Below are 25,960 nucleotides of genomic sequence, written 5' to 3' on the forward strand. Positions count from 1 at the left end.
CTGGAGAGCCTGTTGCATGCAGGGAAAACATCTGACTCAGAAAGAACGGTTCTACATCGAAAAGCGGCGTGGTGAAGGTGTCAACCAAGCTACCATCGCCAGAGAGCTTGCTCTGCCTCGCTCGACCATCAGCAGGGAACTCAGACGCAATACCGACCCTACTTTCAATGGTGTCTACTGCTGTAGAAGGGCGGACACTCTGGCCCGGGAACGCCGTCATAAGCCTCTGCCAAACAATGCTTTTTACCCGTTGGAGCCACACATTCAGAACTTCATCAGGCAGGCGCTTTCCACTCACTCTTCACCTGAAATTATCAGTGGCCGTTTGCACCTGGAATTCGGTATATCTGTCAGCAAGAATACGCTATATCGCTATATCCTGCAGGAGAGACAGGCTGGCGGGGAGCTATATCAGCAACTTCCTCATCGGGGAAAACGTTACAGGTACAATGCCGAAAACCTCAAATCAGGCCCTATTCCCAACCGTGTTGGTATTGAGTATCGCCCAGCTCAAGCCGAGCTTAAACAGGAGCCTGGCCACTTCGAAATTGACACTATAGCTAAGCGACATTATTTTGATAACAGCCAGCTATGCTTCTTTGCCACATATCAGGGCATCGGCTGTAATCATTTTTAAGTCGGTTGGCTATATTTTTGGCAAAGACCAGAAGTCATTCTTGTTAACCATCGTAGATAACGCATTGAAAACCGTCATCATTCGCAAACTGCCTAATAAGCGTGCGGAGACTGTGGTTGCTGCTTTCAGGGACATTGAAGCTAATACCTTTTGCAAGTTTAAGACCCTAACAGCTGATAACGGCCCTGAATTCGCTCTGCACGAGCAAATTACTCAAATCACAGGGGCGCAGGTCTACTTTGCCCATCCTTATCATTCCTGGGAGAGGGGCTTGAATGAGCACACCAACGGGCTGATACGACGTTTTTACCCAAAGGGAACAGACTTCAGTCAGGTCAGTCATCGTAAGATTGCCGAACTCGAACACATACTCAATACAAGGGGCAGAAAATCGCTGGGCTATCGTTCCCCCAATGAGGTATTTTTAACGCACTTACTGGTGGCATAAGCCTATACCGTTTTGTTGCGTTTCGAGTGGGAATGGGGCCCCGTTAGCGGCACGATGCCTGTCTAGGTTGTAGTAGCGGATATACGTCGCCACATCCTGCTCCATGTAAGCCCGTGTTGGCTGGGGTACCAGCAGCAACCATTCATGTTTCAGACTGCCCCAGAAGCGCTCCATCATCGCATTATACCAGCAGGCACCCACGTCTCCCATACTGCTCCTCAGCCTGTAGCTGCTCAGCAGCGCCTGAAAGCGTTGTCCCGTGTACTGCGCCCCCCTGTCCGTATGCACCACCAGGCCCGGCGGGGGAGTTCGCAGGTTATATGCCTTCATCAGGGCCCCGCAGACCAGCGATGAGGTCATCCGTCTGTCCACCTGCCAGCCCACTATCTGCCGGGAGTACAAATCCATAATAGCCGCCAGATACAGCCAGCCTTCACCGGTCTTCAGATACGTGATGTCACTCGCCCACACCTGATTTGGCCCCGGCGGGTTAAAATTCTGGTTCAGCAGGTTTGGGGCCACCTCTGCACCCGGGCGGGGTTTTGTCGTGACCTTATAAGTCCGGCGCTGTCGGCAGACCAGCCCCTCTTCCTGCATGAGTTTCCTCACCCGCCAGCGGCTGATTATGATGCCTTCTCCACGAAGCCTTTTGACCAGCGTCCGGCTTCCTGCTCCCTGCCTGCTGGCGGCGAACAGCGCCTTTAACCTGACCCGGACCTCCACGTCTTTTTGCAGCGGTTCGGCGGGCTTTTTTCGCCATGCATACCAGGCAGAGGCCGTCACACGCATGACCCGACAGAGTGTACGAACGCTGAAGTCAGTGGCATTGTCGAGAATGAACCGGTCTCTCACGACATATGTTTCGCGAAGAAGGCACTCGCCTTTTTTAGTATCTCCTTCTCTGTACGTAACTCTTTGTTTTCCTTTTGTAACCGTTTTAACTCTGCACATTCATCATCGCTGAGTACGCCGTTGCTCTGCTTGCGTGCCAGCGAGACCCATGTATGCAGGGTTTTGTTGCTTATGCCCAGCGATGCTGCTGCCCTGGCTATCGTATAGCCCTGCTCTGTTACCAGGGCAACGGCTTCCTTTTTAAACTCAGGGGTAAATTGTCGTTTATGGTTCACTAAACACCTCCGTTTTGGATGTAAGTTTAGTGTCCTGATTATTCAACCACTACAGAGTGATCAACAATAATACCCCGCTCAGCCATCATATCTTCGAGGTTGCGCAGGCTGAGTGAGTACGCCAGATACCAGCGGACACACTGGGCGATAACATCAGTGGGATAATGGAGGCGTCGGAAAGATTTTCGGTTCAAGGACATAGTCGGCAACATCACAAAAAAAAACAGCATGTTACCTGAACCCGGCTTAATGTGACAGAGCCTTTCTTTATGCATGTCACCATGTAACCGGCATAGCGCTGATGCCACGCAGGTTGGCTCTGTTGTTGCGCCGTATCCCCCCTGTCATGGGCCGCATATCCGGCAAACGCGTCAGCAGTACCGCGAGGGCGACCTCCAGCTCGGCCAGCGCAAGTCGGTATCCCATACAGTGGTGTATACCACCGCCGAAGGACAGGCTGCGTCCCTCCCTGCGCCGGATATTCAGGATTTCCGGTGAGGAAAACACCGCCGGGTCATGATTGGCCGCCCCCAGGCTGAGAAACAGGCTGGTTCCGCGCGCAATAACATGGTCTGCCACCTCAATCTCGTCGAGTGCCGTACGGTAGAGCATCTGTACAGAACTGTCATAACGGATGCACTCGGTTATAGCGGCGGGTATCAGGCTGTGGTCCTGCCTGAGCCGCTCAAGCTCCATGGGGTTTTCATGCAGTGCCAACACCGTGTTGCACAGCATGTTAGAGGTGGTCTCATGCCCGGCAATAAACAGTAGAATGACGTTGGCGATGATTTCATCGTGCTGCAGCCTGTCATCGTCATTTTCGCCGCGCAGAAAAAGCGACACGAGGTCACTGGCCGGACTCCCGCGGCGGGACACGATGAGCGCGCTGAAGTACTCCTCCAGCGCAGCGAAAGCCTCCCCGGCCTTCAGCAGGTCTTCCTGCGTTATCTGCGGGTCAAAGACCCTCACCAGCGCCGAGGCAGACCGGCCAAGCACGGCTGCATCAGATTCCGGCACGTTCAGCATGCGACAGATGATGCGTACAGGAAGGGGAAACGCAAATTCCCGGGCCAGGTCGCATGAGCGTCGACCTGCCAGGGCGTCAGCCAGGTCGTTTGCCACGTTGAGGACGATCTCCCTTAGGGACTGAATCTCTTTTGCGCCGAAGGACTTCATGACCAAACCCCTCAGTCGGGTGTGCTCAGGCGGGTTCAGAACGAGAAACATCCTGTTCATTCCCCGGAATACCGGCATCCTTGCAGCATCGTTACCAAAACGCAGCCGGACACTGTCCATATAGTTTTTGCCGGCCCGTCTGTCGTTAAGCAGGGCCTCCACGACGGCGTGACTGCCGCTGATGATGACATTATCCCCGCCCCGGATGAGCGGCCCCTGCTCATGGAGTTTTCGGTAAAGAAGAAAGGGATTATCAGAATAATCCGGGTTCATTAACTCATGAAGCTGCATGCCTTACCTCCGCTTTTGGTTAACGAGCCCGCTGAATGCGTGACAGGGCTACAATGAGATTTTTTTTATCCGCTGCGCTGAGTCCCGGGGCCGTCATCTGCGATACCAGCCAGGCCATATCAGCTTCGGAAAAGGAGCCGACCATCAGGCGCTGGCTGAGTGCGGTCATCATCCGGCTGTCAGTCTGTTGTATCTGTTGTCTGATATCTGCAAGGTCCGTAACGGGAGCGCCGTCCTGCGGCGTGGCCAGCCAGTCAGCCAGACAGCGGTACTGGATTGCCTTACCGGCGTTCATCAGCGCATGGACAAAAGGGAGGACGGTGTGGGAAGCAAGCCCGGCGACCTCCGCATTTTGTGTCATACCGTCCATGACAACCTTCTCCCGCGGCAGGTCTTCAACGGGCAGATGATGCAGCGTTTTATAGCTTGCCACCTCCGGCATTAACCGCATGCGTTGATTCAGTGCGGATGACAGTTCCACGAGCGACACGGAGGTCACTGAACCAGTAAAAACGGTACTGCACATAAACAGTGAAGAAAGAAAAATGGCCATAAAGTCCATCATGAATCAGCCCCGCCGTATGAAAAGCTGATATTAATTTACACAACGGAAGATAACATTGTGTGATTATTTTGTTTTCAAGATGTAAAACATGTAACAAGCGTTATTTTTGCTGAAATTTTAAGCCCACATAATGCGCTGGCCAAAAAGGCACAGTTCCCAATGGATGCGCCTTTTTTTCAAGGCACAAGAAGCGATCCGTCAGGGCTCTGTCGCATTAAGCCGGGTTCAGGTAACATGCTGTTTTTTTGTAATGTTGCCGACTATGTGTTAGCGCCAGTGATATAAGTCCCTAATTCACCATTTGATTTGTCCGTTCCACCCAACATGTTGTTTCCTGATGGTTCCTACACCGAAAAGGATATCAACATGCTGAGCAGAGAGGACTTTTTCATGATAAAGCAAATGCGCCATCAGGGGGCTTACATTGTCGATATTGCCACCCAAATCGGTTGTTCCGAGCGCACCGTCAGACGGTATCTGCGTTATCCATCTCCGCCGGCGCGTAAGGCCCGGCTGCGAATGGAAAAACTCCGCCCTTTCATGGAGTACATCGATATGCGTCTGACCGAAAACGTCTGGAACGCCGAAGTGATATTCCATGAAATCAGAAAGATGGGCTATCCCGGCGGACGCTCCACGCTTCGGGCTTACATCCAGCCCAAACGTAAAATGCGGCCGGGTAAAAAGACCGTGCGCTTCGAAACCCAGCCAGGTTACCAGTTACAGCATGACTGGGGAGAAATCGAGGCGGAGGTGTCTGGTGAACGCTGCAAAATCAACTTCGCCGTGAACACGCTGGGTTACTCGCGTCGCCTCCACGTCTTTGCGGCACCGAGCCAGGATGCGGAGCACACCTATGAGTCCCTGGTGCGGGCCTTCCGTTACTTCGGTGGCGGCGTGAAAACCGTGCTGGTCGATAATCAGAAAGCGGCCGTGCTGAAAAATCACAACGGCAATGTGGTGTTCAACGCAGGCTTCCTGCAACTGGCGCAGCACTATGACTTCCAGCCCCGGGCGTGTCGCCCCCGCCGCGCGCGAACCAAGGGCAAGGTTGAACGCATGGTCGACTACCTCAAATATAGCCAAGCGACTTAATTTTGATTACACCATATGGACTGAGAACAAACTCTCTGTATCGCAACCCATCTCTCTTTTTTTGCTTTTTGCTTGTGCCCATTTATGCTCAATTGGGTTAAGATCTGGCGAATATGTAGGCAAATACTCCACCATATACCCTGCATCGATGATGACTTGTTGAATATTATGTTTTTTGTGAAAAGTGGCATTGTCCATCATGATTACACTGTTTTTAGGGAGTACTGGGATAAGGACTTGTGTGACCCAGGCATAGAAAACATCGCTGTTAATATTGATATCAAATAATCCGATAGCAAACAGCGTTGTGCCTAATAAAGCGCCGATAACATTTGTTCTTCCCCTAGCTCCCCAGTTCTTCAGGCCAAAACACCGTTGACCTTTTGGGGAATAGCCGTGAGTCCGTGGGGCATCGTGTGAAAAACCACTTTCATCAATAAAAACAATAGGTTTACCTTCTTTTTCATACTGTTGTTTTTTTTGTTGAAATCCCTGCCGGGCGTTTTCGTCGGCTTTCGGATGACGTAGAGTTTTTTTTATAGGTCAATCCCAGCTTTTTAAGCGCTTGCCAAATGGCCTTCTGACAAACGCCAAAACGCTCTGCACGTTCTTTTTGGTAAGCATCTGGATATTGTTCAACATCTTTTATCAACTCGGATTTATCGATCTTTCGCTGACGCGTGGTCGATGCTTTTGACTCTATTTGATTAATCCAACGCGATACAGAGGCAGGGCCAATCCGAAATTGCTTCGCTGTTTCTCGGATACTCAACCCTTCGTTTTTCCGTGTAGATATCACTTTACGTCTAAAATCAATTGAATAGCTCATTTAAATAATGTAATCAAAATTAAGTCGTTTAGCTATATAGCCAAGCGACATTATTTTGATAACAGCCAGCTATGCTTCTTTGCCGCATATCAGGGCATAGGATGTAATCATTTTTAAGTCGGTTGGCTATATCAAAATAATGTCGCTTGGCTATACCAGCCGACGAAGGTTTCCACCCAGGCTCGCGCATCTTCCAGCGTTGCAAAGCCTTTTTCAGACCATGCAGGCACGTATTTCAGCATCCTGAACAGCGATTCCACGTGGGCGTTGTCGTTGCTTACCCGCGGCCGACTGTGTGACGGGGTTATCTTCAGCTCCGCAAGCTTCACCTGCAGCACCTGTGACTTCATCGGTGCACCGTTATCCGCATGCAGTACCAGCGGCTCCTGCCAGCAGCGCTCGCTCAGCACCGTTCGCTTCAGCAGTTCTGCTGCATACTCGCCGCTTTCGACCGGGTACACCTCATAACCCACTATTTTGCGACTGAACACATCTTCTATGAGATACAGGTAGAACCAGTGACCCGCCGTCAGCGACTTCAGCCAGGTGATGTCCCACGACCACACCTGGTTCGGCGCGATCGCCTTCCATGTCGACAGCGGCTTACTTTGCGGGGCCTGCTGACGCCCGCGATGACTGACCTCTCCGGCACGGCGCAACACCCGGTAAAACGTCGATTCACTGGCAACGTAACGCCCCTCATCGGCTAGTGCCGGTACGATTTGCGCCGGCGACAGACTGGCGAATCGTGGCTCATGGCAGATGGCCAGCACCTGCTGTTCCGCTTCAGCACTGAGCCTGTTTTTCGGCATCGGCCGTGATGCCGTCGGTCGCCGGTCGTCAGGACTTAGCCGCCAGCGCTGGAACGTCCGCTCGCTAATACCTACAGACCTGCAGGCATCGCTTTGCCGGACGCCGGCAGTGGCAGCCTCCTCCAGCATCTTCATCAGCCGTAACCTGTCGGCTGTGCGCGTCATTCGACCTCGCGTTCTTCGTCGAAGAACGCCTTGAGCTTTTTTTCCAGAATGAGCAGTGCCGCCGCTTCGGCGAGGGCTTTGTCCTTGCGGGCTATTTCACGATTAAGCTGCTGAATTTCTTTTTGTTGTTTCTTTATTAAGGCTCTTTCTGCACGCTGACCTGGCTGCATAAACTCGTCCTTCCACTGCTGAATCTGTTCAGGATAGAGGCCTTTACGGCGACAGTATTCAGCCACAGCATGAGCAGAAAGCGGCGCGGTTTCAACGATAACGGCGAAGCGCGCATCCTGAGACCACTCCAGGTGGAGTTTACTCTCACTGGCTGCCGACTGAGTCGGAATTCCAGCCTGAGACCGCCAGCCATAAAGCGTATTGGCGGGAATGCCTTCCAGGCGGGATATCTGGTAAATAGACTGACTATGCGGCGGCAACATTCTGGCGATCACAGCCGCTTTACGTTCTGGCGAATAGCTTCCCATGAACAGCTTCTCCAGCCCCCTAGATTTTTTTCACTCAGAGGCGACAACTACCCTGACATGGGGGGGATATGATGGCGGCTATAGCATGCTTACCGCATTTCTACACCCCATGAAGCAGCCCGTTACTGAGGCGGTCACGCGCTTTGAGACCGAACCCGGCGTACAGATGCAGGTTGATTTCACCATCGTCAGGCAGGGCCATAACCCGTTGCTGGCCTTCGTCGCTACGCTGGGCTGGAGCCGGGCGACTTTCGTCAAGTTCTACAGCAACCAGGAGTCCGCAGCCTGGTGTGACGGCATTGAGTCTGCACTTAAGTTCTTTGGCGGAACTCCGCATCAGTTGCTGTTCGACAACGCCAAGGCCATCATTATTGAGCGTGATGTCTACGGGCCCGGCAAGCATCGCTGGAACCCACAGTTGATGCAACTGGCTGAGAAGTATGCCTTTACGCCTAAAGTTTGCCGTCCCTACCGCGCCAAGACTAAGGGCAAGGTCGAACGCTTCAACCATTACCTCAAGAACAGCTTTGTTGTGCCGCTTGCCGCCACGTTTCGCCAGGCTGGGCTGATACTGGACGTCCCCGCGGCTAATGCACGCATTGGTGAGTGGTGGATCACCGTTGCCAACACCCGTAAACATGGCACCACCGGTATTCCGCCTGAACAACGCATGCCGCGTGAGCGGGCTGCGTTGTTGCCATTGCCGAAGATAACACTGGCATTTCCTCCACCGGTACCGGCGAGTTGCTCGCGCCCCATACCCACAGAGAGTCTCCAGCACCCGTTGGCTACGTATCAGGCGCTACTGGAGGTAGAAGCATGAACCTCCAGCATGATCGTATCGCAGCGCTCTGCGAGCAGCTTAAGCTCGATAGATTACCGGCTGAGTGGCCCGCCGTTGCTCAGACGACGATCGACAGCAACGGCACTCATGCCGACTTCCTTGAAGCTGCTTTACAGCTTCAGCATGATGGGCTGAACGAACGGCGCCGGCAGACTATTTTGCGTTTATCAGGCCTACCGGTGATCAAGACGCTGGAGCAGTTTGATTTCGCCTTTGCGAGTGGCGTACCTCGCAGTCAGATCCAGGAGTTGGCCGGGCTGGCGTTTATCGAGCGTCAGGAGAACCTGGTCTTGCTGGGTCCGTCCGGGGTAGGTAAAACGCACCTGGCGACAGCACTCGGCTACAGAGCCGCGATGGCCGGAATGAGTATTCGGTTCGTCACAGCCGCAGATCTGATGCTACAGCTGCTCGCATCACATCGTCAGGGGGAGTTAAAAAGCTATCTTAATCGCGTTGTGGGTAAGCCTAAGTTGTTGATCATAGATGAGGTTGACTACCTTCCCTTCGGTAAAATGGAAGCCAATCTGTTCTTCCAGGTTATAGCCAAGCGACTTAATTTTGATTACACCATATGGACTGAGAACAAACTCTCTGTATCGCAACCCATCTCTCTTTTTTTGCTTTTTGCTTGTGCCCATTTATGCTCAATTGGGTTAAGATCTGGCGAATATGTAGGCAAATACTCCACCATATACCCTGCATCGATGATGACTTGTTGAATATTATGTTTTTTGTGAAAAGTGGCATTGTCCATCATGATTACACTGTTTTTAGGGAGTACTGGGATAAGGACTTGTGTGACCCAGGCATAGAAAACATCGCTGTTAATATTGATATCAAATAATCCGATAGCAAACAGCGTTGTGCCTAATAAAGCGCCGATAACATTTGTTCTTCCCCTAGCTCCCCAGTTCTTCAGGCCAAAACACCGTTGACCTTTTGGGGAATAGCCGTGAGTCCGTGGGGCATCGTGTGAAAAACCACTTTCATCAATAAAAACAATAGGTTTACCTTCTTTTTCATACTGTTGTTTTTTTTGTTGAAATCCCTGCCGGGCGTTTTCGTCGGCTTTCGGATGACGTAGAGTTTTTTTTATAGGTCAATCCCAGCTTTTTAAGCGCTTGCCAAATGGCCTTCTGACAAACGCCAAAACGCTCTGCACGTTCTTTTTGGTAAGCATCTGGATATTGTTCAACATCTTTTATCAACTCGGATTTATCGATCTTTCGCTGACGCGTGGTCGATGCTTTTGACTCTATTTGATTAATCCAACGCGATACAGAGGCAGGGCCAATCCGAAATTGCTTCGCTGTTTCTCGGATACTCAACCCTTCGTTTTTCCGTGTAGATATCACTTTACGTCTAAAATCAATTGAATAGCTCATTTAAATAATGTAATCAAAATTAAGTCGTTTAGCTATACCTTCTTACTCCTTAGCGCCGGTCTTTGGAATTTCCATCTCAGAACAGCGTAAAATTTACTTCAATCACCGAAACACCCTTATTTCACTATTAAGCAACACGCTTAATGGGATAAAACGCATCCAGCGGCCGTTGCTGCCAGCGCTTAACGTCATCCATCACGGCATTGGTCACTTGAGAAATGAAGCCAGCGGAAACATCGACCCCGTAGACTTCTTTAAAGTGAGCCTGAATATCACGCGTTGATAGCCCTCTGGAATAGAGAGAAATAATGCGGTCATCGAAGCCGTTAAGCTGCTTTTCGTGCTTACCTATCAGTGTCGGCTCGAAGGTACTGTTGCGGTCGCGCGGAATATCGAGCTCGAGCGCCCCATTTTGGCTACGTACGCTCTTGGATGTCTTGCCATTGCGGGAGTTGCCTGAATTATTACCAGCCGGGTCATGCTTAGCATACCCAAGGTGTATCTTCATCTCAGCTTGAAGAACCCGTTCCGCCAGTCTTTTAGTCAGCTGCTTGAGTAGTCCTGATTCACCCAGAAGCTCCTGAGGGGAGTGGCAATCCTGAAGCAGTTGGTCAATAAGTGGCTTTGTTGAATAATTTAAGATACTGATTTATATAAGCATTATAAAATTTCAACGACTAATTTTTCCTCTCGGAATGCTTTTTATTGTGCTAACTATTTGATTTGTCGTTCTAACAAAATACATTCTCTGTAAATGCATTCTAACTAAAGAAGATGTAAATCAAACGGTTAAATTATTCAACAAAGCCTCAATAAGTTCGTTGCTGATAGGCATTTTTTGTCCTCTGAAGGTTTTCCTCAAAATGCCATTTACACAGATCTTTTTACACTCTCCCCTCTGGAATAGAGAGAAATAATGCGGTCATCGAAGCCGTTAAGCTGTTTTTCGTTCTTACCGATCAGTGTCGGCTCGAAGGTATAGCCAAGCGACATTATTTTGATAACAGCCAGCTATGCTTCTTTGCCGCATATCAGGGCATAGGATGTAATCATTTTTAAGTCGGTTGGCTATACTGTTGCGGTCGCGCGGAATATCGAGCTCGATCTCCCCATTTTGGCTACGTACGCTCTTGGATGTCTTGCCATTGCGGGAGTTGCCTGAATGATTACCTGCCGGGTCATGCTTAGCATACCCAAGGTGCATCTCCATCTCAGCTTCAAGAACCCGTTCCGCCAGTCTTTTAGTCAGCACCTTGAGTAGGCCTGATTCACCCAGCAGATCCTGAGGGGAGTGACAATCTTGAAGCAGTTGGTCAATAAGTTCGTTGCTGATAGGCATTTTGTTATCCTTTGAAGGTTTTCCTCAAAATGCCATTTACACAGATTATTTTACAGTCTCCAGAAAGGATTTATCCCAACCCCATTAGATAAACTGCTTTTTATTTTATTGTATTTAAAATGTTATCCGACCTATGATTTGCAAGGACTTCTTTTTGGTTTAGATAGAACACGGGTATGTCGCTGGGTAAAAATATTATTGCCGGTTTTAGAGATGACCTTGGGGCGAGAATGTGTTTTGCCCGCTCGTCAAATTCGCTCTGCTGAGGAATTTTTTCGCGCCTTTCCTGGAGTTAAAGACGTCTTTATTGATGGGACAGAGCGACCTGTCCAAAAGCCTAAGAATCTGCGTCGGCGAAAAAAAAATGTATTCGGGAAAGAAAAGACAGACCACTCGAAAAGGGCTTATTATGACTGACGAAACGAGGCAAATTGGATTTATCCCCATGAGCAAAAATGGGCGCCGTCACGATAAACGCTTACTCGATAAAGTCGATATAATTCGCCATATTCCTCCTGAGGTAACCATCTGGGCAGATACCGGTTTTCAAGGTATAGATAAACAGCATCCTAATACACAAATCCCAAAAAAAGGAACTCGAAAAAGACCTTTATCGCCTGAACAAAAACAAGAAAATAAAATAATCTCGGGCATCCGTATTACAGTTGAACACGCCATCGCGGGTATCAAGCGCCTCGGTTGCATGACCCAAATTTTACGGAATCGTAGACCCTTTATTGATGATACCTTCTTACTCCTTAGCGCCGGTCTTTGGAATTTCCATCTCAGAACAGCGTAAAATTTACTTCAATCACCGAAACACCCTTATTTCACTATTAAGCAACACGCTTTGTGTCATCGCTAGAAGCGGGGCAGGATAGCAGCGAAGTGCTGATCGCACTGGCAAGCGGCGAGGCACTCTGCGCCACAGTGCCAAACGAGCAAGTTGCAGAACAAAAACTGCGCGTGGGCATGGCGGTGACGGCCTGCTTTAATGCCGACCGTGCGATTGTCGCGACCTTGTGCTGATCGCTGAACGCCTGTGACACGAATCGCCATAGGAACGGCTTGACAACGACGGCAATGCCCTTTATTTCTGGGGGTATTACTTGCTGAAAAAGAGATAAAGAATGTCGTCGTTGCAAATTTTGCAAGGTGTTTTTCGCATAAATGACACACGCGTTTTACGCCTTGATGCCTTGACGTTGGAAGGAAAATCACAGTGGGCCTTTGTAGGCGCGAATGGCAGCGGAAAATCTGCGTTGGCACGCGCACTATCGGGTGAACTCCCCTTGCTAGAAGGCTCGCAACACAGCGATTTTCCTCGCGTTGCCCGTCTCTCCTTCGAACAGTTGCAACAACTGGTCACGCAAGAATGGCAGCGCAACAATACCGATATGCTCAGCGCTGATGAAGACGATACCGGACGTACGACCGCTGAAGTGATTCAGGATGATATTCACGATCCTGCCCGTTGTGCCTCGCTGGCCGCTCTGTTCGGTATCACTCCCCTGCTCTCGCGCCGTTTTAAATACCTCTCTACCGGTGAAACGCGCAAAGTCATGCTGTGTCAGGCGCTGATGCCAAAGCCCGACCTGTTGATTCTGGACGAACCCTTCGATGGTCTCGATGTTGCTTCTCGTGCCCAGTTGGCAGCACACCTGGCGGAGTTGGCGCAGCGCGGTTACACGCTGGCTATCATCGTTAATCGGTTCGATGATATTCCTGAATTTATCAACCATGTCGGCATTCTGGCTGACTGTACGCTAACACGCACCGGTACGCGTGAAGCGGTATTAGCTGATGCTTTGATCGCTCAACTCGCATTTAGTGAAACACTTTCCGGCACAGCGCTACCGGCCCCTGAAGACCCGCTGCATACGCCTACGCTCCCAGCCGATCAGGCACGTATCCTCCTGCGAGATGGCGTAGTGCAATATAACGATCGCCCTATTCTGCATCACCTTGATTGGGAGGTGTTACCCGGTCAGCATTGGCAAATCGTCGGCCCGAACGGAGCCGGAAAATCCACGCTACTGAGCCTGATTACTGGCGATCACCCACAGGGATACAGTAATGATTTAACGCTGTTTGGCCGTCGGCGCGGCAGTGGCGAAACCATTTGGGATATCAAGCGGCATATCGGTTACGTCAGCAGCAGCCTGCATTTGGAATACCGCGTCAGCAGTAGCGTGCGCAATGTTATTACGTCAGGCTTTTTCGATTCGATCGGCATTTATCAGGCCGTGTCCGATCGTCAACGTTTCTTAACGCAGCAATGGCTCGATCTGTTGGGACTGGCGACACAAGCGGACTCCCCGTTCCACGCATTATCATGGGGGCAGCAGCGTCTGGTCCTGATTGCGCGCGCGCTGGTGAAACACCCGGCACTGTTGATCCTTGATGAACCGTTGCAAGGATTAGATCCGCTCAACAGGCAGTTGGTGCGGCGCTGGTTGGATGTATTGATCGGTGAATGTGAAACGCAACTGCTGTTTGTTTCCCACCACGCAGAAGACGCGCCGGAATGCATCACGAACCGTCTTAACTTTGTAGCACAAGGGGATATTTACGGGTATCAGTTTGAAACGCTGACATGTAGCGCGAAATAAAAAATAAGTAATAAAGGCCACCAAGCGGCCTTTATTACTTTAACTGCGGAATATATATCAATTACAATATACATCACCACTCATCTAAATCATAATTGTTTTCGAACATAGCTCTTTTGTATTCAATGAATCGCCGTGGAAGATAACGATGGTAATTTTTATCATGACAAAACTCTGCAAAATCATCAAAATGGGATACACCAACTTTGGTATAGAGTCTTTGCAGAGCACTCTCAATGGTACGAGGCGAAAGGAATAACATATCGCCTATCGCTTTACAGGTTCGCCCTTGCAGTTTTTAAGAAAATGATTTCACACTCTTTCTCTGTAAAAAAATCATCTGGCCGATTGAGTAGTAAAGAACCTGGACATCGCCCATTGATAAAATCATTAGGAGTGAAGGTTTGTAGCGTTTTTGGGCTTTGTTGAATAATTTAACCGTTTGATTTACATCTTCTTTAGTTAGAATGCATTTACAGAGAATGTATTTTGTTAGAACGACAAATCAAATAGTTAGCACAATAAAAAGCATTCCGAGAGGAAAAATTAGTCGTTGAAATTTTATAATGCTTATATAAATCAGTATCTTAAATTATTCAACAAAGCCGCGTTTTTGCATAAGTCACTACCCCAACACATTGATTATTGTTATCATAAAAGGGCATTTTTTTCACAATATATGGATAGCTAACAGCCTCAGGGTGGACCTCCAACATACTGAGCCCTTTCTTTGAAGAGCTAACTTGTTTGTCTTGAAGTTGCCACTCTTTAACAACATCTGCATTTTCCGTTAATCTTGAACAAAGTTCATATTCCGTTCTATGTAAAAAATCATTTGGCGTTCTCAGACCAGCAAGCTTTGCCGTTGGCAAATTAGCATATATATACATAGAATCTAAATCCTTTATAAAATAAGGATCGGGAACTTGATCCAAAATATTCGTAAGAATTCTTGGTAGATAATTATCATCGTGAACATCATCGTTCATAAAACCACCCTTCACCATGCATGTATTAAAAAATTCCTTACAGCCTCTCTAAGTTAACCCGACAATAAAAAATTCAATAATATAAATTATATGATGAGGCTTTACTAAAGCTTACACCCCAATAAAATAAAAAATCAGTGAAATATTAAAACATGATAAAACGACTACTAATAAAACATCTTGGCAAATAGCGATGATAACCCCTTAGATAACAAAATTCATAAAAGTTATCATAATGTTTCGCATTAGCCTTATTGTAAATTTTCTGCAACGAACACTCCACATCCTGAACCGAGCACACCAGTCGAGCTGCGATACTTTTTGGCGTCTGCCCGTGTAAACTCAGATAAATAACCTCACACTCTTTTTCAGTAAAAAAATCATCAGGCCTAGTTAATAAAAATGATCCTGTATTATTTCCACCTATCAATTGAGTATAAGAAAAATCCTCCAGAGCTCTGCAATAAATAACAACGCCTTGACACTTGTTATTTTCATTATAAAATGGGAATTCCCTAACCATATAAGGATAATCAACAGCTTCTGGATTAATTTCTAACGTATCTATTTTTTTCTTAATGAAGCCACTTGTCTATCCTGCCATTGCCATTCTTTAACAATATCCTTATTTTCTGTCAAACGAGATGAAAGATCGTTCTCATTCTTATACAACAAATCATTCAACGACTGTAGTCCCATTTTTCTAACGGCGGACAAATTAGCATAGATAAAACTTGAGTCCAATCCTTTGATAAAATAAGCATCGGGATGTTAATCAAATAATGATGTCAACATTTTTGGAAGAACTATGCTTGCATGTTCATCATTTTTCATGACGACCTCTTATTACAATAAGAAATTAATATTCTATAATAAAACAATCATTACTTTGTGTATAGCACCTGTAAAGAAACAACCACACTATGAATTTCATACTTAGCAGAACAAATTGACATTACACAAATAAAAAAAATAAAGAACATCATTTTTTGAAATTTTACACCATACGTTTCATGTTTGTTTATAAATCACAACCACACTCCAAATGCATATTCATTTTTACAAAACAGTAGTAAAGCGATTGAATTATTATAGTAACATTCACTACATCCGTATCGTATCGATCCCTCTCAATGAATGCGGAAATATACAGCCTATAGAATAATAAAGTACGCTATTATTTATATGCAGATGCGTCATAATATATAAGAACCATTAGAGATGTTACGCCTAAAAAAATCATAATCGGCGTATCCAGAAGTAAAACCAAACTGAAAACATTTTGAGAGCCATCCCCTTTACTTACACCAGGGACCCTTTTGCATTTTCACGCGCGCTGCGGCGCGCTGTCTCGTTTCTCCTCCTGCGTTGTCGCTCATCATCAAGTACCCCTTCCCCGGCAGATATGGTATTTTTCTCCTGCCTATACGGCGTAGGAGGTAGGGTTTCTTATTGATGGATCAAAGTGATAGCGATATCACGCTATTATGACGCTAATAGTTGATGGATTTTTCAGGTGTGAAACGGATTATTCCTCTCGGCAAGATTGATAAAAAACCTCATAATTTCAGCGAATTTCTTCGTTGCAGATCACCTTTTCACCCCACAGGCTATGCTAGTTTTATTCAATATTGGTCATCGAGGTTCTTATGAATGTTTTAGTGACGGGTGGTAGCGGTTACATCGGCAGCCATACCTGTGTTCAGCTCTTAGAAGCCGGGCATCAACCGATTACTCTGGATAACTTGTGCAACAGTAAAGCCAGCGTGGTGGAAACCCTTACCCGCCTCACCGGCAAAACTGTGCCGTTTTATCAAGGCGATATTCGCGATAACGTTTTATTAGACCGCATTTTCGCCACTGAAAATATCGATGCCGTGATCCATTTTGCCGCGCTAAAAGCGGTCGCAGAATCCGTCAGCAAGCCTGTCGAATACTATGATAACAATATCTATGGCACCCTGACGCTGGTTAAAGCGATGGAAAAAGCGGGCGTTAAAAACCTGATTTTCAGTTCCTCTGCCACGATCTATGGCGATCAGCCACGCATCCCTTATCAGGAAAGCTTTCCTACCGGTATGCCTGCCAGCCCTTACGGGCGCAGCAAGTTGATCGTGGAGCAGATCCTGACAGACTTACAGAAAGCGCATCCGGAATGGAGCATCGCCTTATTACGCTATTTCAATCCGGTTGGGGCCCACCCTTCAGGTGAGATGGGCGAGGACCCACAAGGCATCCCTAACAATCTGATGCCCTTTATCGCGCAGGTCGCCGTTGGTCGCCGCGAATCGCTGTCAGTCTTCGGTGATGACTACCCGACGGAAGATGGCACCTGCGTCAGAGATTACATTCACGTGGTCGATCTGGCCGATGGTCACGTGGCGGCAATGAAAGCACTGCATCAACGCCCAGGAATACACATCTACAATCTGGGCGCAGGTGTCGGCTACAGTGTATTGAACGTCGTGCAAGCATTTAGTCAGGCATGCGGCAAACCGCTGCCCTATCACTTCGCCCCGCGCCGCGAGGGCGATCTTCCCGCCTATTGGGCCGACCCGGAAAAAGCGGCCAATGAACTCCACTGGCGCGTTACCCGGACGTTAGCGCAAATGGCGGAGGATACCTGGCGCTGGCAATCCAAACATCCCAATGGCTATCCCGACTGATACCCTCAGGATCAGGTGTATTCTGAACGAAAAAAGTGCTGAATTGTCCCCCGATGGCCAGCCTTTTACCCTGACTACGCTACAAAACCGCGCAGGAATGCGCGTTATGTTGATGGATTGGGGTGCAACCTGGCTCTCTTGTCAGGTCCCTCTGCCCGAGGGAGAAGTTCGTGAAGTACTGCTCGGCTGCACAACACCTGCGGATTATCCGCGCCAACAGGCCTATCTTGGCGCGTCTATCGGGCGCTATGCCAACCGCATCGACCACGCCCGTTTACAACGTAACGGCGCAACCTACACACTAAGCGTGTTGCTTAATAGTGAAATAAGGGTGTTTCGGTGATTGAAGTAAATTTTACGCTGTTCTGAGATGGAAATTCCAAAGACCGGAGCTAAGGAGTAAGAAGGTATCATCAATAAAGGGTCTACGATTCCGTAAAATTTGGGTCATGCAACCATCGGGAGCGATGATAGTGCTTGGGCCCATTCCCAGTCGAAACGCAACAAAACGGTAGGGCATTATGCCGCCTGTAAGTGCGTTAAAAATACCTCATTTGGAGAACGATAACCCAGCGATTTTCGGCCTCGCGTATTGAGCAGGTGTTCGAGTGCTGCAACCTTGCGATGGGTGACATAATTGAAGTCCGTTCCCTTCGGGTAAAAACGCCGTATCAGCCCGTTGGTATGCTCATTCAACCCGCGTTCCCAGGAATGATATGGCCGGGCAAAGTAGACCGGTGCCCCCGTGACTTTTGTAATTTCCCCGTGCTGGGAAAATTCAGAACCGTTGTCAGCAGTCAGGGTTTTAAACTCGCAGAAGGTATTGGCAACGATGTCCCTGAAGGCCGCTACCACTGTCTCTGCTCGCTTGTTGGGCAGTTTGCGAATGATGACCAGCTTGACGGCTTTATCGACCACCGTCAGCAGGAATGATTTCTGATCTTTGCCAAAGATGGTGTAAATCTCGAAATGCCCGGGTTCCTGCTTGAGGTCAGCAACGGCCGGCCGCTGCTCAATGCCAACACGGTTGGGAATAGGACCGCGTTTGTTCTCATCGGTCTGATAGTTATACCGTTTACCCCGATGAGGGAGCTGCTGATACAGCTCACCGCCGGCCCGGCGCTCCTGCTGGATATAGCGATAGAGCGAGTTCTTGCTGACGGACAGGCCAAATTCCAGGACCAGGCGCCCACTGATGACCTCAGGTGAGGTGTGGGTAGACAGCGCCGTTCTGATAAAGTCCTGAATGTGCGGTTCAAGCTGGTTAATCACGCTGTCCGGCCGTGTTTTCTGCCGCCGCCCTCTGGCCAACGTTTCGGCCCTTCTGCAGGAATAGACCCCGTTGAAAGCGGCGTCGGTATTGCGTCTGAGTTCCCTGCTGATGGTAGAACGAGGAAGCTCCAGTTCCCGGGCGATGGTGGCCTGGTTAACCCCATCACCACGCCGCTTTTCGATGTAGAACCGTTCTTTGTGAGTCAGATGTTTTCCCTGCATGCAACGGGATCTCCAGTAGGGCCAGAACGGTGATTTTATCCGACTCTGGCCAGTGGGTCACTTTGTTGCATTTCGACTGGGAATGGGGCGATAATGCTGTCCAACAGCGATTTACCGGGAAAACGGCAGCGTACCAACACCCATGCCGCCAGGATCCCTAGCGGCAGGCTGAATATGACAGAGGTGATGGAAACTTTAAGACTAAGTTCAATGGCTTGCCATTCGTAATCCGTGAGCATCATCCGCGCGGCGTGAAACCATAGCGTTTGAACACATCCGCAGCGGCAGGCGTTTTCAGGTATTCGTAAAAACCGGTCACCGTCGCGTTGTTATGATCTTTGATGATAGCCATCGGATATTCGACCTGCTTGTGGCTCTCTTTCGGGAAAATGCTGACCACTTTCACCTTGTTGCTGGCAACCGCATCGGAACCATACACAATGCCTAAAGGGGCTTCTTCACGTTCTACCAGCGCCATGGCGGAACGCACATCGTTAGCGCGTGCCATCACCGGAGAGAGTTCATCCCAGGCTTTCAGATTTTGCAGCGCTTCTTTGGCATAGATCCCGGCAGGCACATGGTCCGGATCGCCAACCGCCAGATGGCCCCCTTTCAACAGGCTCTTCCAGTCGGTTTTATCCGTGATGGCAAAATGCTTCACATCGCTGGTTTTCGGTGCAATCACCACCAGCGCGTTACCCAGCAGGGTATAGCGGGTCGCGGTATCGGTCAGATTTTTATCCTGAGCGTAATCCATCCACTGCTGATCGGCAGAAATAAACAGATCCGCAGGCGCACCTTGTTCAATCTGGCGAGCCAGCGTTGAAGAGGAAGCAAAAGAGGAAACGATATCGACGTTTTTCTCTTTCTTATATTGTGCGCCAATTTCCTGCAATGCATTGGTCAGCGAAGCGGCGGCAAACACTGTGATTTTCTGTTCCGCAGCGAAGTCTGGCATCGCCATGGTTGCGCTCAGGGTTAGTGCTACACCCCATTTCATCCATTGCTGTTTTATCGGTCTCTCGGCTTTGTTGAATAATTTAAGATACTGATTTATATAAGCATTATAAAATTTCAACGACTAATTTTTCCTCTCGGAATGCTTTTGATTGTGCTAACTATTTGATTTGTCGTTCTAACAAAATACATTCTCTGTAAATGCATTCTAACTAAAGAAGATGTAAATCAAACGGTTAAATTATTCAACAAAGCCCGGTCTCTCCCAAGAGTAATTACATCAGGACATTATCGTTGCATTCGGAATGATATAACGATAAATCCAGCAATGTCATGCGCTTTTGCTCGCATAATCCGAAGAGAGTACATACAAAAAAATAATGCCCGGTCGAATCGACCGGGCATCAGAAAAGAGAAAACGTGGTGGGTTACTTTCTTACAACGCGTTCATCGGCATGACCAATACGGGAAAAGACATTAAATACTTCGCCTAAACCGTAGATAGCACCGAGGATGATCGCCATCATCACGGGCACCATGGCAACTGCAAACAGCAGGCTTTTGAGCAAATCCAACATGCTTACCTCACTTATCTCTAACGGTCCGCTTCTCAATACACGCGACATTCATCGCGAATCTCAACGTACCGCAACGAAAAATCATTACGGGTGATGGTGAATAGTGTACCGTAACTGTAAGAATTAATGCGACCATTTGTGCGGTTTGCCCGCACTGCTCAAACGCGCGACAATAGCGCTGTACCGAACGTCACGCACGCTCGGTTTTGTCTTTTTTAATCTCCCTGGACCGTGACCATGCAAGCTGAAATCCTTCTGACACTCAAATTACAACAACGTCTTTTTGCCGACCCACGACGCATTGAGCTGATCAAACAGATTCGCCACACCGGTTCCATCAGCCAAGGAGCCAAACTCGCAGGTATCAGCTACAAAAGCGCCTGGGATGCCATCAACGAAATGAACCAACTGGCAGAGCAAACCATTAAGCGTGTTGCTTAATAGTGAAATAAGGGTGTTTCGGTGATTGAAGGGCTTTGTTGAATAAATCAGAATTAGCCGACAGGATGACTCCCTCTGCTACACCTGTTATCCTATCCTGACGCTGTGTGGCATACCCAACAACGTCATACGGTTCAGCGCTTTGACCATCGCTATGGCTTCACCTACTTGAGCCTCATAGTCACGCAGGCTCAGATGGCCACCCAGCAAAGTTTTTATGCGGAACATCGCTGTTTCTGCCACTGAACGCCGGTGATAACCCACTTTCTTTTTCCACATATCATTACTCCCGCTCAGACGCTGATTCGCCACCGCATGGTTACGTTCATGGTACTTGTCCGGCCAGTATTTGGCTCCGCTTCGCGGCGGGATAAGGGGCCTGATTTTCTTTCTTAGCAACGCATCGTGGCAGTAACGGGCGTCATAAGCACCGTCTGCTGACACTTCCCTGATTTTTCGGTGGGTTTGGTTAATCAGGCCCGGCAGTGCCTGCGCATCTGTCGTTCCGCTGAGCGATAAGTCGGCACAGATAATCTCATGCGTCGCACTGTCTGCTGCCAGATGAAGCTTGCGCCACACTCTTCGTCTGTCAGCCCCATGCTGCCTGACTTTCCATTCACCTTCGCCAAAGACCTTCAGACCGGTACTGTCGATGACCAGATGCGAGATTTCACCACGCGTTGGCGTTTTTATGCTGATACTGACGGTTTTTGCCCGCCGACTGACCAGAGAGTAGTCCGGGCAGCGCAGTGGCAGGCTCATCAGTGTAAAAACCGAGTCGACAAAGCCCTGTAATGCCCGGAGCGACAGGTTAAACACGCGCTTTATCATCAAAACCGTGGTAACAGCCATATCGGTGTAGTAAAGCGGCCGACCACGACCTTCAGGCGAAGAACTGTCAGTCCATGCAGCGATGGCCGACTCATCAAGCCAGACCGTCAGGGAGCCGCGTTGTCTGAGTGCTTTGTTGTATAGCCAACCGACTTAAAAATGATTACAGCCGATGCCCTGATATGTGGCAAAGAAGCATAGCTGGCTGTTATCAAAATAATGTCGCTTAGCTATAGGTGGGCCAGTTGGTGATTTTAAACTTTTGCTTTGCCATGGGGAGCTGCTATCGGGAGCGATGATAGTGCTTTGATCCGGCGATCCCCTGAAAGTTCGATTTATTCAACAAAGCCCCTCTGGAATAGAGAGAAATAATGCGGTCATCGAAGCCGTTAAGCTGTTTTTCGTTCTTACCGATCAGTGTCGGCTCGAAGGTACTGTTGCGGTCGCGCGGAATATCGAGCTCGATCTCCCCATTTTGGCTACGTACGCTCTTGGATGTCTGATCCGGCCCAGAGATCGTGGACACGCTGTTAAGTGAGTAAAATTGCTGACAGAGGTGGAAAATGACTCAATCGAACGGTCGTAAAATGAGCAACAATCGCTATCCGGACGAGTTTCGGGAGAATGCTCTGCTACTTGCTCAGCGGATTGGCGTAGCCAAAGCAGCCAGTGAGTTGAATCTTCACGAATCGCAGCTTTATGCCTGGCGTAAAAAACAGCAAATGGCGCTATCCTGCTCCGAACGTGAACAGCAGCAATCTGTTGAAATTGTAAGGCTTAAACGTCAACTGGCTGATCAGGCTGAGGAGTTAGCCATCCTCCAAAAGGCCGCGACGTACTTCGCCAGACGCCTGAAGTGAGGTACGTCTTTATGCAACAATATCAGGCTGAGTTTCGGGTTAAGTCTATGGCGCGTGTTCTGGTCGTCAGCCGCAGCGGATTTTATGCCTGGAGCCGACGATGTGGGCAGAAAACGGTTTCACAGCAGCGACGTGAGCTTTGCAATACCCGGGTAGCCAGCGCCTTTACGGAACAGAAAGGACGCAACGGTGCCCGCAGGCTGCGCCTGGACCTGCAGGATGCCGGTTATCATTACAATCGCAAAACCATCGCTGCCAGCCTGCGCCGGCAGGGGCTGAAGGCGAAGGCGGCAAAAAAATTCAGGGTGACAACAGATTCGAAGCATAATCGTCCGGTGGCGCCGAATCTGCTACAGCAGGATTTCACAGCATCAGCCCCGAACCAGAAATGGGTCGGTGACATCACTTACTTATGGACGGAAGCGGGTTGGGTTTATCTGGCTGTAATAATTGATTTATTTTCACGAGCCGTTGTGGGATGGTCAATGTCGGTAAGGATGAAGTCGGGCCTGGTCTGCGATGCCCTGCAGATGGCCCTGAGCCGACGGGGTTCCCCAGAGGGCGTCATCGTCCACTCGGATCGTGGCAGTCAGTACTGTTCTGATGATTATCAGAAGTTAATTAAAATCAGTAAATTAACATGTAGCATGAGTGGAAAAGGCAACTGTTATGATAACGCGTGTGCTGAAAGTTTTTTTCACAGTTTGAAGGTGGAGCTGATCCACGGCGAACACTTTCCTGACCGGGAAACCATGAAATCTGAGGTGTTTAACTACATTGAGGTGGATTACAATCAGAAACGGCGGCATAGCACGCTGGGCTATGTCAGCCCGATGGTATTTGAACGACAAGTCCTCTCTTAAGGGCGTGTCCACCAAGTCTGGGCCAGATCAGTCTTGCCATTGCGGGAGTTGCCTGAATGATTACCTGCCGGGTCATGCTTAGCATACCCAAGGTGCATCTCCATCTCAGCTTCAAGAACCCGTTCCGCCAGTCTTTTAGTCAGCACCTTGAGTAGGCCTGATTCACCCAGCAGATCCTGAGGGGAGTGACAATCTTGAAGCAGTTGGTCAATAAGTTCGTTGCTGATAGGCATTTTGTTATCCTTTAAACTAGTTGCTGAATAGAGACTTGCATTTTTTGTCAGGCTATTGAGAATAAAAAGAGGTTTAACTTAGAGAATAAAGGTTTGAAATGGGCTTTGTTGAATAATTTAAGATACTGATTTATATAAGCATTATAAAATTTCAACGACTAATTTTTCCTCTCGGAATGCTTTTTATTGTGCTAACTATTTGATTTGTCGTTCTAACAAAATACATTCTCTGTAAATGCATTCTAACTAAAGAAGATGTAAATCAAACGGTTAAATTATTCAACAAAGCCCTTTTTATTGGCTTTGTTGAATAATTTAACATGCTGATTTACATAATTATTATAACACTTCAACAACTAAGTTTTCCAGCCGTAATGCTTTTTATTGTGCTAACTACTTGATTTGTCGTTCTAACAAAATACAGTCTCTGTACATGCATTCTACCTAAAGAAGATGTAAATCAAACGGTTAAATTATTCAACAAAGCCTCATTGGATTATCAGTCGAAGAATTGAAAAATTTAGCCGCTGAATTTTCAGCTTGTTATTTGACTTATCGGAAAAAGAATCGAAAAGATCACGAGCGGCAGATGGGTGCAGGGCAGAAAGGATTTATCCCAACCCCATTAGATAAACTGCTTTTTATTTTATTGTATTTAAAATGTTATCCGACCTATGATTTGCAAGGACTTCTTTTTGGTTTAGATAGAACACGGGTATGTCGCTGGGTAAAAATATTATTGCCGGTTTTAGAGATGACCTTGGGGCGAGAATGTGTTTTGCCCGCTCGTCAAATTCGCTCTGCTGAGGAATTTTTTCGCGCCTTTCCTGGAGTTAAAGACGTCTTTATTGATGGGACAGAGCGACCTGTCCAAAAGCCTAAGAATCTGCGTCGGCGAAAAAAAATGTATTCGGGAAAGAAAAGACAGACCACTCGAAAAGGGCTTATTATGACTGACGAAACAAGGCAAATTGGATTTATCCCCATGAGCAAAAATGGGCGCCGTCACGATAAACGCTTACTCGATAAAGTCGATATAATTCGCCATATTCCTCCTGAGGTAACCATCTGGGCAGATACCGGTTTTCAAGGTATAGATAAACAGCATCCTAATACACAAATCCCAAAAAAAGGAACTCGAAAAAGACCTTTATCGCCTGAACAAAAACAAGAAAATAAAATAATCTCGGGCATCCGTATTACAGTTGAACACGCCATCGCGGGTATCAAGCGCGAGACTGTAAAATAATCTGTGTAAATTGCATTTTGAGGAAAACCTTCAAAGGATAACAAAATGCCTATCAGCAACGAACTTATTGACCAACTGCTTCAAGATTGTCACTCCCCTCAGGATCTGCTGGGTGAATCAGGCCTACTCAAGGTGCTGACTAAAAGACTGGCGGAACGGGTTCTTGAAGCTGAGATGGAGATGCACCTTGGGTATGCTAAGCATGACCCGGCAGGTAATCATTCAGGCAACTCCCGCAATGGCAAGACATCCAAGAGCGTACGTAGCCAAAATGGGGAGATCGAGCTCGATATTCCGCGCGACCGCAACAGTACCTTCGAGCCGACACTGATCGGTAAGAACGAAAAACAGCTTAACGGCTTCGATGACCGCATTATTTCTCTCTATTCCAGAGGGTTATCAACCCGTGATATTCAGGCACACTTTAAAGAAGTCTACGGGGTCGATGTTTCCGCTGGCTTCATTTCTCAAGTGACCAATGCTGTGATGGATGAAGTTAAGCGCTGGCAGCAACGGCCGCTGGATGCGCTTTATCCCATTGTTTACCTTGACTGTATTGTTGTCAAAAGCCAGGACGGCGGAGCCGTGGCCAACAAGTCTGTTTATCTGGCCCTCGGCGTCAACGGCCAGGGCGAAAAAGAGCTGCTGGGGCTATGGATAGCCAAAACTGAGGGGGCCAAGTTCTGGTTATCTGTGATGACAGAACTGAAAAATCGTGGGCTAAAGGACATCTTCGTCGCCTGCTGCGATGGCCTGAAAGGCTTTCCTGATGCCATTGAAGCTGTTTACCCGCATACGCGGGTACAGCTCTGCATTGTGCATCAGGTGCGGAACTCGCTGCGCTACGTCTGCTGGAAAGAGCGTAAGGCCGTTGCTGCTGACCTGCGCACCATCTATAGTTCCGCAACGCTAGAGGGCGCTGAAGAGGCCCTGGATGCCTTCGCGGCCAAATGGGATGAGCAGTTCCTTCCCCGGCGTTCGCCGGGGATATTCTT

The 25,960-nt window shown here is 48.4% G+C and carries 26 protein-coding genes and 13 pseudogenes; 15 read left to right on the plus strand and 24 right to left on the minus strand.

Annotated features, from left to right (window positions below):
* Positions 1–16 precede the first annotated feature (16 nt).
* Both ACQGXV_RS35560 and ACQGXV_RS35565 read left to right on the plus strand, forming a co-directional pair.
* Positions 17–637: an IS30 family transposase gene (locus ACQGXV_RS35560; protein WP_440864645.1), complete on the plus strand. Its 621-nt coding sequence runs from the start codon at positions 17–19 to the stop codon at positions 635–637.
* Positions 600–1,085 (plus strand): IS30 family transposase, encoded by a 486-nt coding sequence (locus tag ACQGXV_RS35565; RefSeq protein ID WP_440864646.1) that lies wholly within the window; start codon positions 600–602, stop codon positions 1,083–1,085. Before ACQGXV_RS35560 ends, ACQGXV_RS35565 begins: the two co-directional genes overlap by 38 nt.
* On the opposite strand, the gene ACQGXV_RS35570 is transcribed toward ACQGXV_RS35565, so the two are convergent.
* The 4 genes and pseudogenes from ACQGXV_RS35570 to ACQGXV_RS35585 all read right to left on the minus strand — a co-directional run bounded on the left by ACQGXV_RS35570 (position 1,071) and on the right by ACQGXV_RS35585 (position 4,244).
* A protein-coding gene (locus ACQGXV_RS35570) for an IS3 family transposase (protein ID WP_440864647.1) occupies positions 1,071–2,212 on the minus strand; the annotation gives its coding sequence in 2 pieces (ribosomal slippage) (positions 1,071–1,975 and positions 1,975–2,212; 1,143 coding nt in all). The two genes, ACQGXV_RS35565 and ACQGXV_RS35570, sit on opposite strands and share 15 nt — an antisense overlap.
* 47 nt (positions 2,213–2,259) lie before the next feature.
* Positions 2,260–2,412: pseudogene (locus ACQGXV_RS35575) on the minus strand (IS6 family transposase); the annotation flags it as partial.
* Positions 2,413–2,488: 76 nt separating this feature from the next.
* Positions 2,489–3,679, minus strand: a complete 1,191-nt coding sequence (locus tag ACQGXV_RS35580) for a cytochrome P450 (RefSeq protein WP_440864648.1) — start codon at positions 3,677–3,679, stop codon at positions 2,489–2,491.
* A gap of 19 nt (positions 3,680–3,698) precedes the next feature.
* On the minus strand, positions 3,699–4,244 hold the full coding sequence (locus ACQGXV_RS35585) for a chorismate mutase (protein ID WP_440864649.1): 546 nt from the start codon (positions 4,242–4,244) through the stop codon (positions 3,699–3,701).
* A gap of 366 nt (positions 4,245–4,610) precedes the next feature.
* Between ACQGXV_RS35585 and istA (ACQGXV_RS35590) the strand changes: the two are divergent.
* A pseudogene (gene istA / locus ACQGXV_RS35590) lies at positions 4,611–5,321 on the plus strand (IS21 family transposase); the annotation flags it as partial.
* A gap of 24 nt (positions 5,322–5,345) precedes the next feature.
* On the opposite strand, the gene ACQGXV_RS35595 reads toward istA (ACQGXV_RS35590), so the two are convergent.
* The 5 genes from ACQGXV_RS35595 to ACQGXV_RS35615 are packed head-to-tail and all read right to left on the minus strand — an operon-like array spanning position 5,346 to position 7,624.
* The gene (locus ACQGXV_RS35595; RefSeq protein WP_440862665.1) at positions 5,346–5,879 is read right to left on the minus strand and encodes an IS630 family transposase; all 534 of its coding nucleotides are present in this window, start codon (positions 5,877–5,879) and stop codon (positions 5,346–5,348) included.
* On the minus strand, positions 5,803–6,168 hold the full coding sequence (locus ACQGXV_RS35600) for an IS630 transposase-related protein (RefSeq protein WP_440862584.1): 366 nt from the start codon (positions 6,166–6,168) through the stop codon (positions 5,803–5,805). The genes ACQGXV_RS35595 and ACQGXV_RS35600 overlap by 77 nt, the downstream gene beginning before the upstream one ends.
* Positions 6,169–6,196: 28 nt before the next feature.
* Positions 6,197–6,358: a hypothetical protein gene (locus ACQGXV_RS35605; RefSeq protein ID WP_440864650.1), complete on the minus strand. Its 162-nt coding sequence runs from the start codon at positions 6,356–6,358 to the stop codon at positions 6,197–6,199.
* Positions 6,300–7,145, minus strand: a complete 846-nt coding sequence (locus ACQGXV_RS35610; RefSeq protein WP_440864651.1) for an IS3 family transposase — start codon at positions 7,143–7,145, stop codon at positions 6,300–6,302. Before ACQGXV_RS35610 ends, ACQGXV_RS35605 begins: the two co-directional genes overlap by 59 nt.
* Complete coding sequence (locus ACQGXV_RS35615; RefSeq protein ID WP_440863617.1) at positions 7,142–7,624, minus strand: transposase; 483 nt, start codon at positions 7,622–7,624, stop codon at positions 7,142–7,144. Before ACQGXV_RS35615 ends, ACQGXV_RS35610 begins: the two co-directional genes overlap by 4 nt.
* A gap of 52 nt (positions 7,625–7,676) precedes the next feature.
* On the opposite strand from ACQGXV_RS35615, the pseudogene istA (ACQGXV_RS35620) reads away from it, so the two are divergent.
* Both istA (ACQGXV_RS35620) and ACQGXV_RS35625 read left to right on the plus strand, forming a co-directional pair.
* Positions 7,677–8,447, plus strand: a pseudogene (gene istA, locus ACQGXV_RS35620) (IS21 family transposase); the annotation flags it as partial.
* On the plus strand, positions 8,444–9,187 hold the full coding sequence (locus ACQGXV_RS35625; RefSeq protein WP_440864652.1) for an ATP-binding protein: 744 nt from the start codon (positions 8,444–8,446) through the stop codon (positions 9,185–9,187). The pseudogene istA (ACQGXV_RS35620) and the gene ACQGXV_RS35625, both read left to right, overlap by 4 nt.
* Here ACQGXV_RS35625 and ACQGXV_RS35630 read toward each other — a convergent pair.
* From ACQGXV_RS35630 to ACQGXV_RS35645, 4 genes and pseudogenes are all read right to left on the minus strand, one after another.
* Positions 9,139–9,564, minus strand: a pseudogene (locus ACQGXV_RS35630) (transposase); the annotation flags it as partial. The gene ACQGXV_RS35625 and the pseudogene ACQGXV_RS35630 sit on opposite strands and share 49 nt — an antisense overlap.
* On the minus strand, positions 9,488–9,853 hold the full coding sequence (locus tag ACQGXV_RS35635; RefSeq protein WP_440862584.1) for an IS630 transposase-related protein: 366 nt from the start codon (positions 9,851–9,853) through the stop codon (positions 9,488–9,490). The gene ACQGXV_RS35635 and the pseudogene ACQGXV_RS35630, both read right to left, overlap by 77 nt.
* Positions 9,854–9,995: 142 nt before the next feature.
* Positions 9,996–10,496, minus strand: a pseudogene (locus ACQGXV_RS35640) (transposase); the annotation flags it as partial.
* A 239-nt stretch (positions 10,497–10,735) separates the two neighbouring features.
* A pseudogene (locus ACQGXV_RS35645) lies at positions 10,736–11,192 on the minus strand (transposase); the annotation flags it as partial.
* A gap of 93 nt (positions 11,193–11,285) precedes the next feature.
* Here ACQGXV_RS35645 and ACQGXV_RS35650 point away from each other — a divergent pair.
* The 4 genes from ACQGXV_RS35650 (at position 11,286) to modF (ending at position 13,804) form a co-directional block, all read left to right on the plus strand.
* Entirely contained in the window at positions 11,286–11,609 is a 324-nt protein-coding gene (locus ACQGXV_RS35650) for a helix-turn-helix domain-containing protein (protein WP_440867812.1), read from the plus strand.
* Positions 11,557–11,991 (plus strand): transposase family protein, encoded by a 435-nt coding sequence (locus ACQGXV_RS35655; protein WP_440862780.1) that lies wholly within the window; start codon positions 11,557–11,559, stop codon positions 11,989–11,991. Before ACQGXV_RS35650 ends, ACQGXV_RS35655 begins: the two co-directional genes overlap by 53 nt.
* Before the next feature lie 53 nt (positions 11,992–12,044).
* Positions 12,045–12,221 carry a TOBE domain-containing protein gene (locus tag ACQGXV_RS35660; protein ID WP_440864653.1) on the plus strand — a complete coding sequence of 59 codons (177 nt, stop codon included), beginning with the start codon at positions 12,045–12,047 and terminating at the stop codon, positions 12,219–12,221.
* 101 nt (positions 12,222–12,322) lie between these two features.
* Entirely contained in the window at positions 12,323–13,804 is a 1,482-nt protein-coding gene (gene modF, locus ACQGXV_RS35665) for a molybdate ABC transporter ATP-binding protein ModF (RefSeq protein ID WP_440864654.1), read from the plus strand.
* 73 nt (positions 13,805–13,877) lie between these two features.
* Here modF and ACQGXV_RS35670 read toward each other — a convergent pair whose 3' ends face one another.
* From ACQGXV_RS35670 to ACQGXV_RS35680, 3 genes are all read right to left on the minus strand, one after another.
* Positions 13,878–14,066: a hypothetical protein gene (locus tag ACQGXV_RS35670; RefSeq protein ID WP_440864655.1), complete on the minus strand. Its 189-nt coding sequence runs from the start codon at positions 14,064–14,066 to the stop codon at positions 13,878–13,880.
* Between the two features lie 334 nt (positions 14,067–14,400).
* Positions 14,401–14,811 carry a PAS domain-containing protein gene (locus tag ACQGXV_RS35675; protein WP_440864656.1) on the minus strand — a complete coding sequence of 137 codons (411 nt, stop codon included), beginning with the start codon at positions 14,809–14,811 and terminating at the stop codon, positions 14,401–14,403.
* A gap of 127 nt (positions 14,812–14,938) precedes the next feature.
* Positions 14,939–15,316 carry a helix-turn-helix transcriptional regulator gene (locus tag ACQGXV_RS35680; protein WP_440864657.1) on the minus strand — a complete coding sequence of 126 codons (378 nt, stop codon included), beginning with the start codon at positions 15,314–15,316 and terminating at the stop codon, positions 14,939–14,941.
* 1,126 nt (positions 15,317–16,442) lie between these two features.
* Between ACQGXV_RS35680 and galE the strand changes: the two genes are divergently transcribed.
* Positions 16,443–17,459, plus strand: a complete 1,017-nt coding sequence (gene galE / locus ACQGXV_RS35685; protein WP_440864658.1) for a UDP-glucose 4-epimerase GalE — start codon at positions 16,443–16,445, stop codon at positions 17,457–17,459.
* 19 nt (positions 17,460–17,478) lie between these two features.
* A pseudogene (locus ACQGXV_RS35690) lies at positions 17,479–17,763 on the plus strand (aldose epimerase family protein); the annotation flags it as partial.
* A 51-nt stretch (positions 17,764–17,814) separates the two neighbouring features.
* Here the strand turns inward: ACQGXV_RS35690 and ACQGXV_RS35695 are convergent.
* The 5 genes and pseudogenes from ACQGXV_RS35695 to ACQGXV_RS35715 form a co-directional block, all read right to left on the minus strand.
* Positions 17,815–17,946 (minus strand): hypothetical protein, encoded by a 132-nt coding sequence (locus ACQGXV_RS35695; protein WP_440864659.1) that lies wholly within the window; start codon positions 17,944–17,946, stop codon positions 17,815–17,817.
* A 32-nt stretch (positions 17,947–17,978) separates the two neighbouring features.
* The gene (locus ACQGXV_RS35700; protein WP_440864660.1) at positions 17,979–18,953 is read right to left on the minus strand and encodes an IS30 family transposase; all 975 of its coding nucleotides are present in this window, start codon (positions 18,951–18,953) and stop codon (positions 17,979–17,981) included.
* An 89-nt stretch (positions 18,954–19,042) separates the two neighbouring features.
* Positions 19,043–19,195: pseudogene (modB, locus tag ACQGXV_RS35705) on the minus strand (molybdate ABC transporter permease subunit); the annotation flags it as partial.
* Positions 19,192–19,953 carry a molybdate ABC transporter substrate-binding protein gene (gene modA, locus ACQGXV_RS35710; RefSeq protein ID WP_440867813.1) on the minus strand — a complete coding sequence of 254 codons (762 nt, stop codon included), beginning with the start codon at positions 19,951–19,953 and terminating at the stop codon, positions 19,192–19,194. The gene modA and the pseudogene modB, both read right to left, overlap by 4 nt.
* A 385-nt stretch (positions 19,954–20,338) precedes the next feature.
* On the minus strand, positions 20,339–20,488 hold the full coding sequence (locus ACQGXV_RS35715; protein WP_196906231.1) for an AcrZ family multidrug efflux pump-associated protein: 150 nt from the start codon (positions 20,486–20,488) through the stop codon (positions 20,339–20,341).
* 237 nt (positions 20,489–20,725) lie between these two features.
* On the opposite strand from ACQGXV_RS35715, the pseudogene ACQGXV_RS35720 reads away from it, so the two are divergent.
* Positions 20,726–20,914: pseudogene (locus ACQGXV_RS35720) on the plus strand (molybdenum-dependent transcriptional regulator); the annotation flags it as partial.
* A 102-nt stretch (positions 20,915–21,016) separates the two neighbouring features.
* On the opposite strand, the pseudogene ACQGXV_RS35725 reads toward ACQGXV_RS35720, so the two are convergent.
* Positions 21,017–21,901, minus strand: a pseudogene (locus ACQGXV_RS35725) (IS5 family transposase); the annotation flags it as partial.
* 208 nt (positions 21,902–22,109) lie between these two features.
* Positions 22,110–22,262, minus strand: a pseudogene (locus ACQGXV_RS35730) (transposase); the annotation flags it as partial.
* A 61-nt stretch (positions 22,263–22,323) separates the two neighbouring features.
* Between ACQGXV_RS35730 and ACQGXV_RS35735 the strand changes: the two are divergent.
* Positions 22,324–23,483 (plus strand): IS3 family transposase gene (locus tag ACQGXV_RS35735; RefSeq protein ID WP_440864661.1). Its coding sequence is split into 2 segments (ribosomal slippage): positions 22,324–22,579 and positions 22,579–23,483, totalling 1,161 coding nucleotides; the frame shifts between segments, so codons are not numbered across the junction.
* Between the two features lie 29 nt (positions 23,484–23,512).
* Here the strand turns inward: ACQGXV_RS35735 and ACQGXV_RS35740 are convergent.
* Positions 23,513–23,716, minus strand: a pseudogene (locus tag ACQGXV_RS35740) (transposase); the annotation flags it as partial.
* A 511-nt stretch (positions 23,717–24,227) separates the two neighbouring features.
* Between ACQGXV_RS35740 and ACQGXV_RS35745 the strand changes: the two are divergent.
* Positions 24,228–24,965 carry a transposase family protein gene (locus ACQGXV_RS35745; RefSeq protein ID WP_440864662.1) on the plus strand — a complete coding sequence of 246 codons (738 nt, stop codon included), beginning with the start codon at positions 24,228–24,230 and terminating at the stop codon, positions 24,963–24,965.
* 45 nt (positions 24,966–25,010) lie between these two features.
* A pseudogene (locus ACQGXV_RS35750) lies at positions 25,011–25,928 on the plus strand (IS256 family transposase); the annotation flags it as partial.
* Between the last annotated feature and the right edge of the window lie 32 nt (positions 25,929–25,960).

It is taken from the genome of Symbiopectobacterium purcellii, from assembly GCF_052050035.1.
In the GTDB taxonomy this organism is placed as follows: domain Bacteria; phylum Pseudomonadota; class Gammaproteobacteria; order Enterobacterales; family Enterobacteriaceae; genus Symbiopectobacterium; species Symbiopectobacterium purcellii_A.

Excerpts from the sequence above, each read along its gene's own strand:
- ACQGXV_RS35610 (WP_440864651.1), bottom strand. The coding sequence starts at position 7,145 with ATGACGCGCACAGCCGACAGGTTACGGCTGATGAAGATGCTGGAGGAG.
- modA (WP_440867813.1), bottom strand. The coding sequence starts at position 19,953 with ATGAAATGGGGTGTAGCACTAACCCTGAGCGCAACCATGGCGATGCCA.
- ACQGXV_RS35600 (WP_440862584.1), bottom strand. The coding sequence starts at position 6,168 with ATGAGCTATTCAATTGATTTTAGACGTAAAGTGATATCTACACGGAAA.
- ACQGXV_RS35695 (WP_440864659.1), bottom strand. The coding sequence starts at position 17,946 with ATGGGCCCAAGCACTATCATCGCTCCCGATGGTTGCATGACCCAAATT.
- modF (WP_440864654.1), top strand. The coding sequence starts at position 12,323 with ATGTCGTCGTTGCAAATTTTGCAAGGTGTTTTTCGCATAAATGACACA.
- ACQGXV_RS35625 (WP_440864652.1), top strand. The coding sequence starts at position 8,444 with ATGAACCTCCAGCATGATCGTATCGCAGCGCTCTGCGAGCAGCTTAAG.
- ACQGXV_RS35675 (WP_440864656.1), bottom strand. The coding sequence starts at position 14,811 with ATGGTGAAGGGTGGTTTTATGAACGATGATGTTCACGATGATAATTAT.
- ACQGXV_RS35700 (WP_440864660.1), bottom strand. The coding sequence starts at position 18,953 with ATGCAGGGAAAACATCTGACTCACAAAGAACGGTTCTACATCGAAAAG.
- galE (WP_440864658.1), top strand. The coding sequence starts at position 16,443 with ATGAATGTTTTAGTGACGGGTGGTAGCGGTTACATCGGCAGCCATACC.
- ACQGXV_RS35655 (WP_440862780.1), top strand. The coding sequence starts at position 11,557 with ATGTATTCGGGAAAGAAAAGACAGACCACTCGAAAAGGGCTTATTATG.
- ACQGXV_RS35580 (WP_440864648.1), bottom strand. The coding sequence starts at position 3,679 with ATGCAGCTTCATGAGTTAATGAACCCGGATTATTCTGATAATCCCTTT.
- ACQGXV_RS35715 (WP_196906231.1), bottom strand. The coding sequence starts at position 20,488 with ATGTTGGATTTGCTCAAAAGCCTGCTGTTTGCAGTTGCCATGGTGCCC.
- ACQGXV_RS35615 (WP_440863617.1), bottom strand. The coding sequence starts at position 7,624 with ATGGGAAGCTATTCGCCAGAACGTAAAGCGGCTGTGATCGCCAGAATG.
- ACQGXV_RS35670 (WP_440864655.1), bottom strand. The coding sequence starts at position 14,066 with ATGTTATTCCTTTCGCCTCGTACCATTGAGAGTGCTCTGCAAAGACTC.
- ACQGXV_RS35605 (WP_440864650.1), bottom strand. The coding sequence starts at position 6,358 with ATGCGCGAGCCTGGGTGGAAACCTTCGTCGGCTGGTATAGCCAAGCGA.
- ACQGXV_RS35560 (WP_440864645.1), top strand. The coding sequence starts at position 17 with ATGCAGGGAAAACATCTGACTCAGAAAGAACGGTTCTACATCGAAAAG.
- ACQGXV_RS35635 (WP_440862584.1), bottom strand. The coding sequence starts at position 9,853 with ATGAGCTATTCAATTGATTTTAGACGTAAAGTGATATCTACACGGAAA.
- ACQGXV_RS35585 (WP_440864649.1), bottom strand. The coding sequence starts at position 4,244 with ATGATGGACTTTATGGCCATTTTTCTTTCTTCACTGTTTATGTGCAGT.
- ACQGXV_RS35680 (WP_440864657.1), bottom strand. The coding sequence starts at position 15,316 with ATGGTTAGGGAATTCCCATTTTATAATGAAAATAACAAGTGTCAAGGC.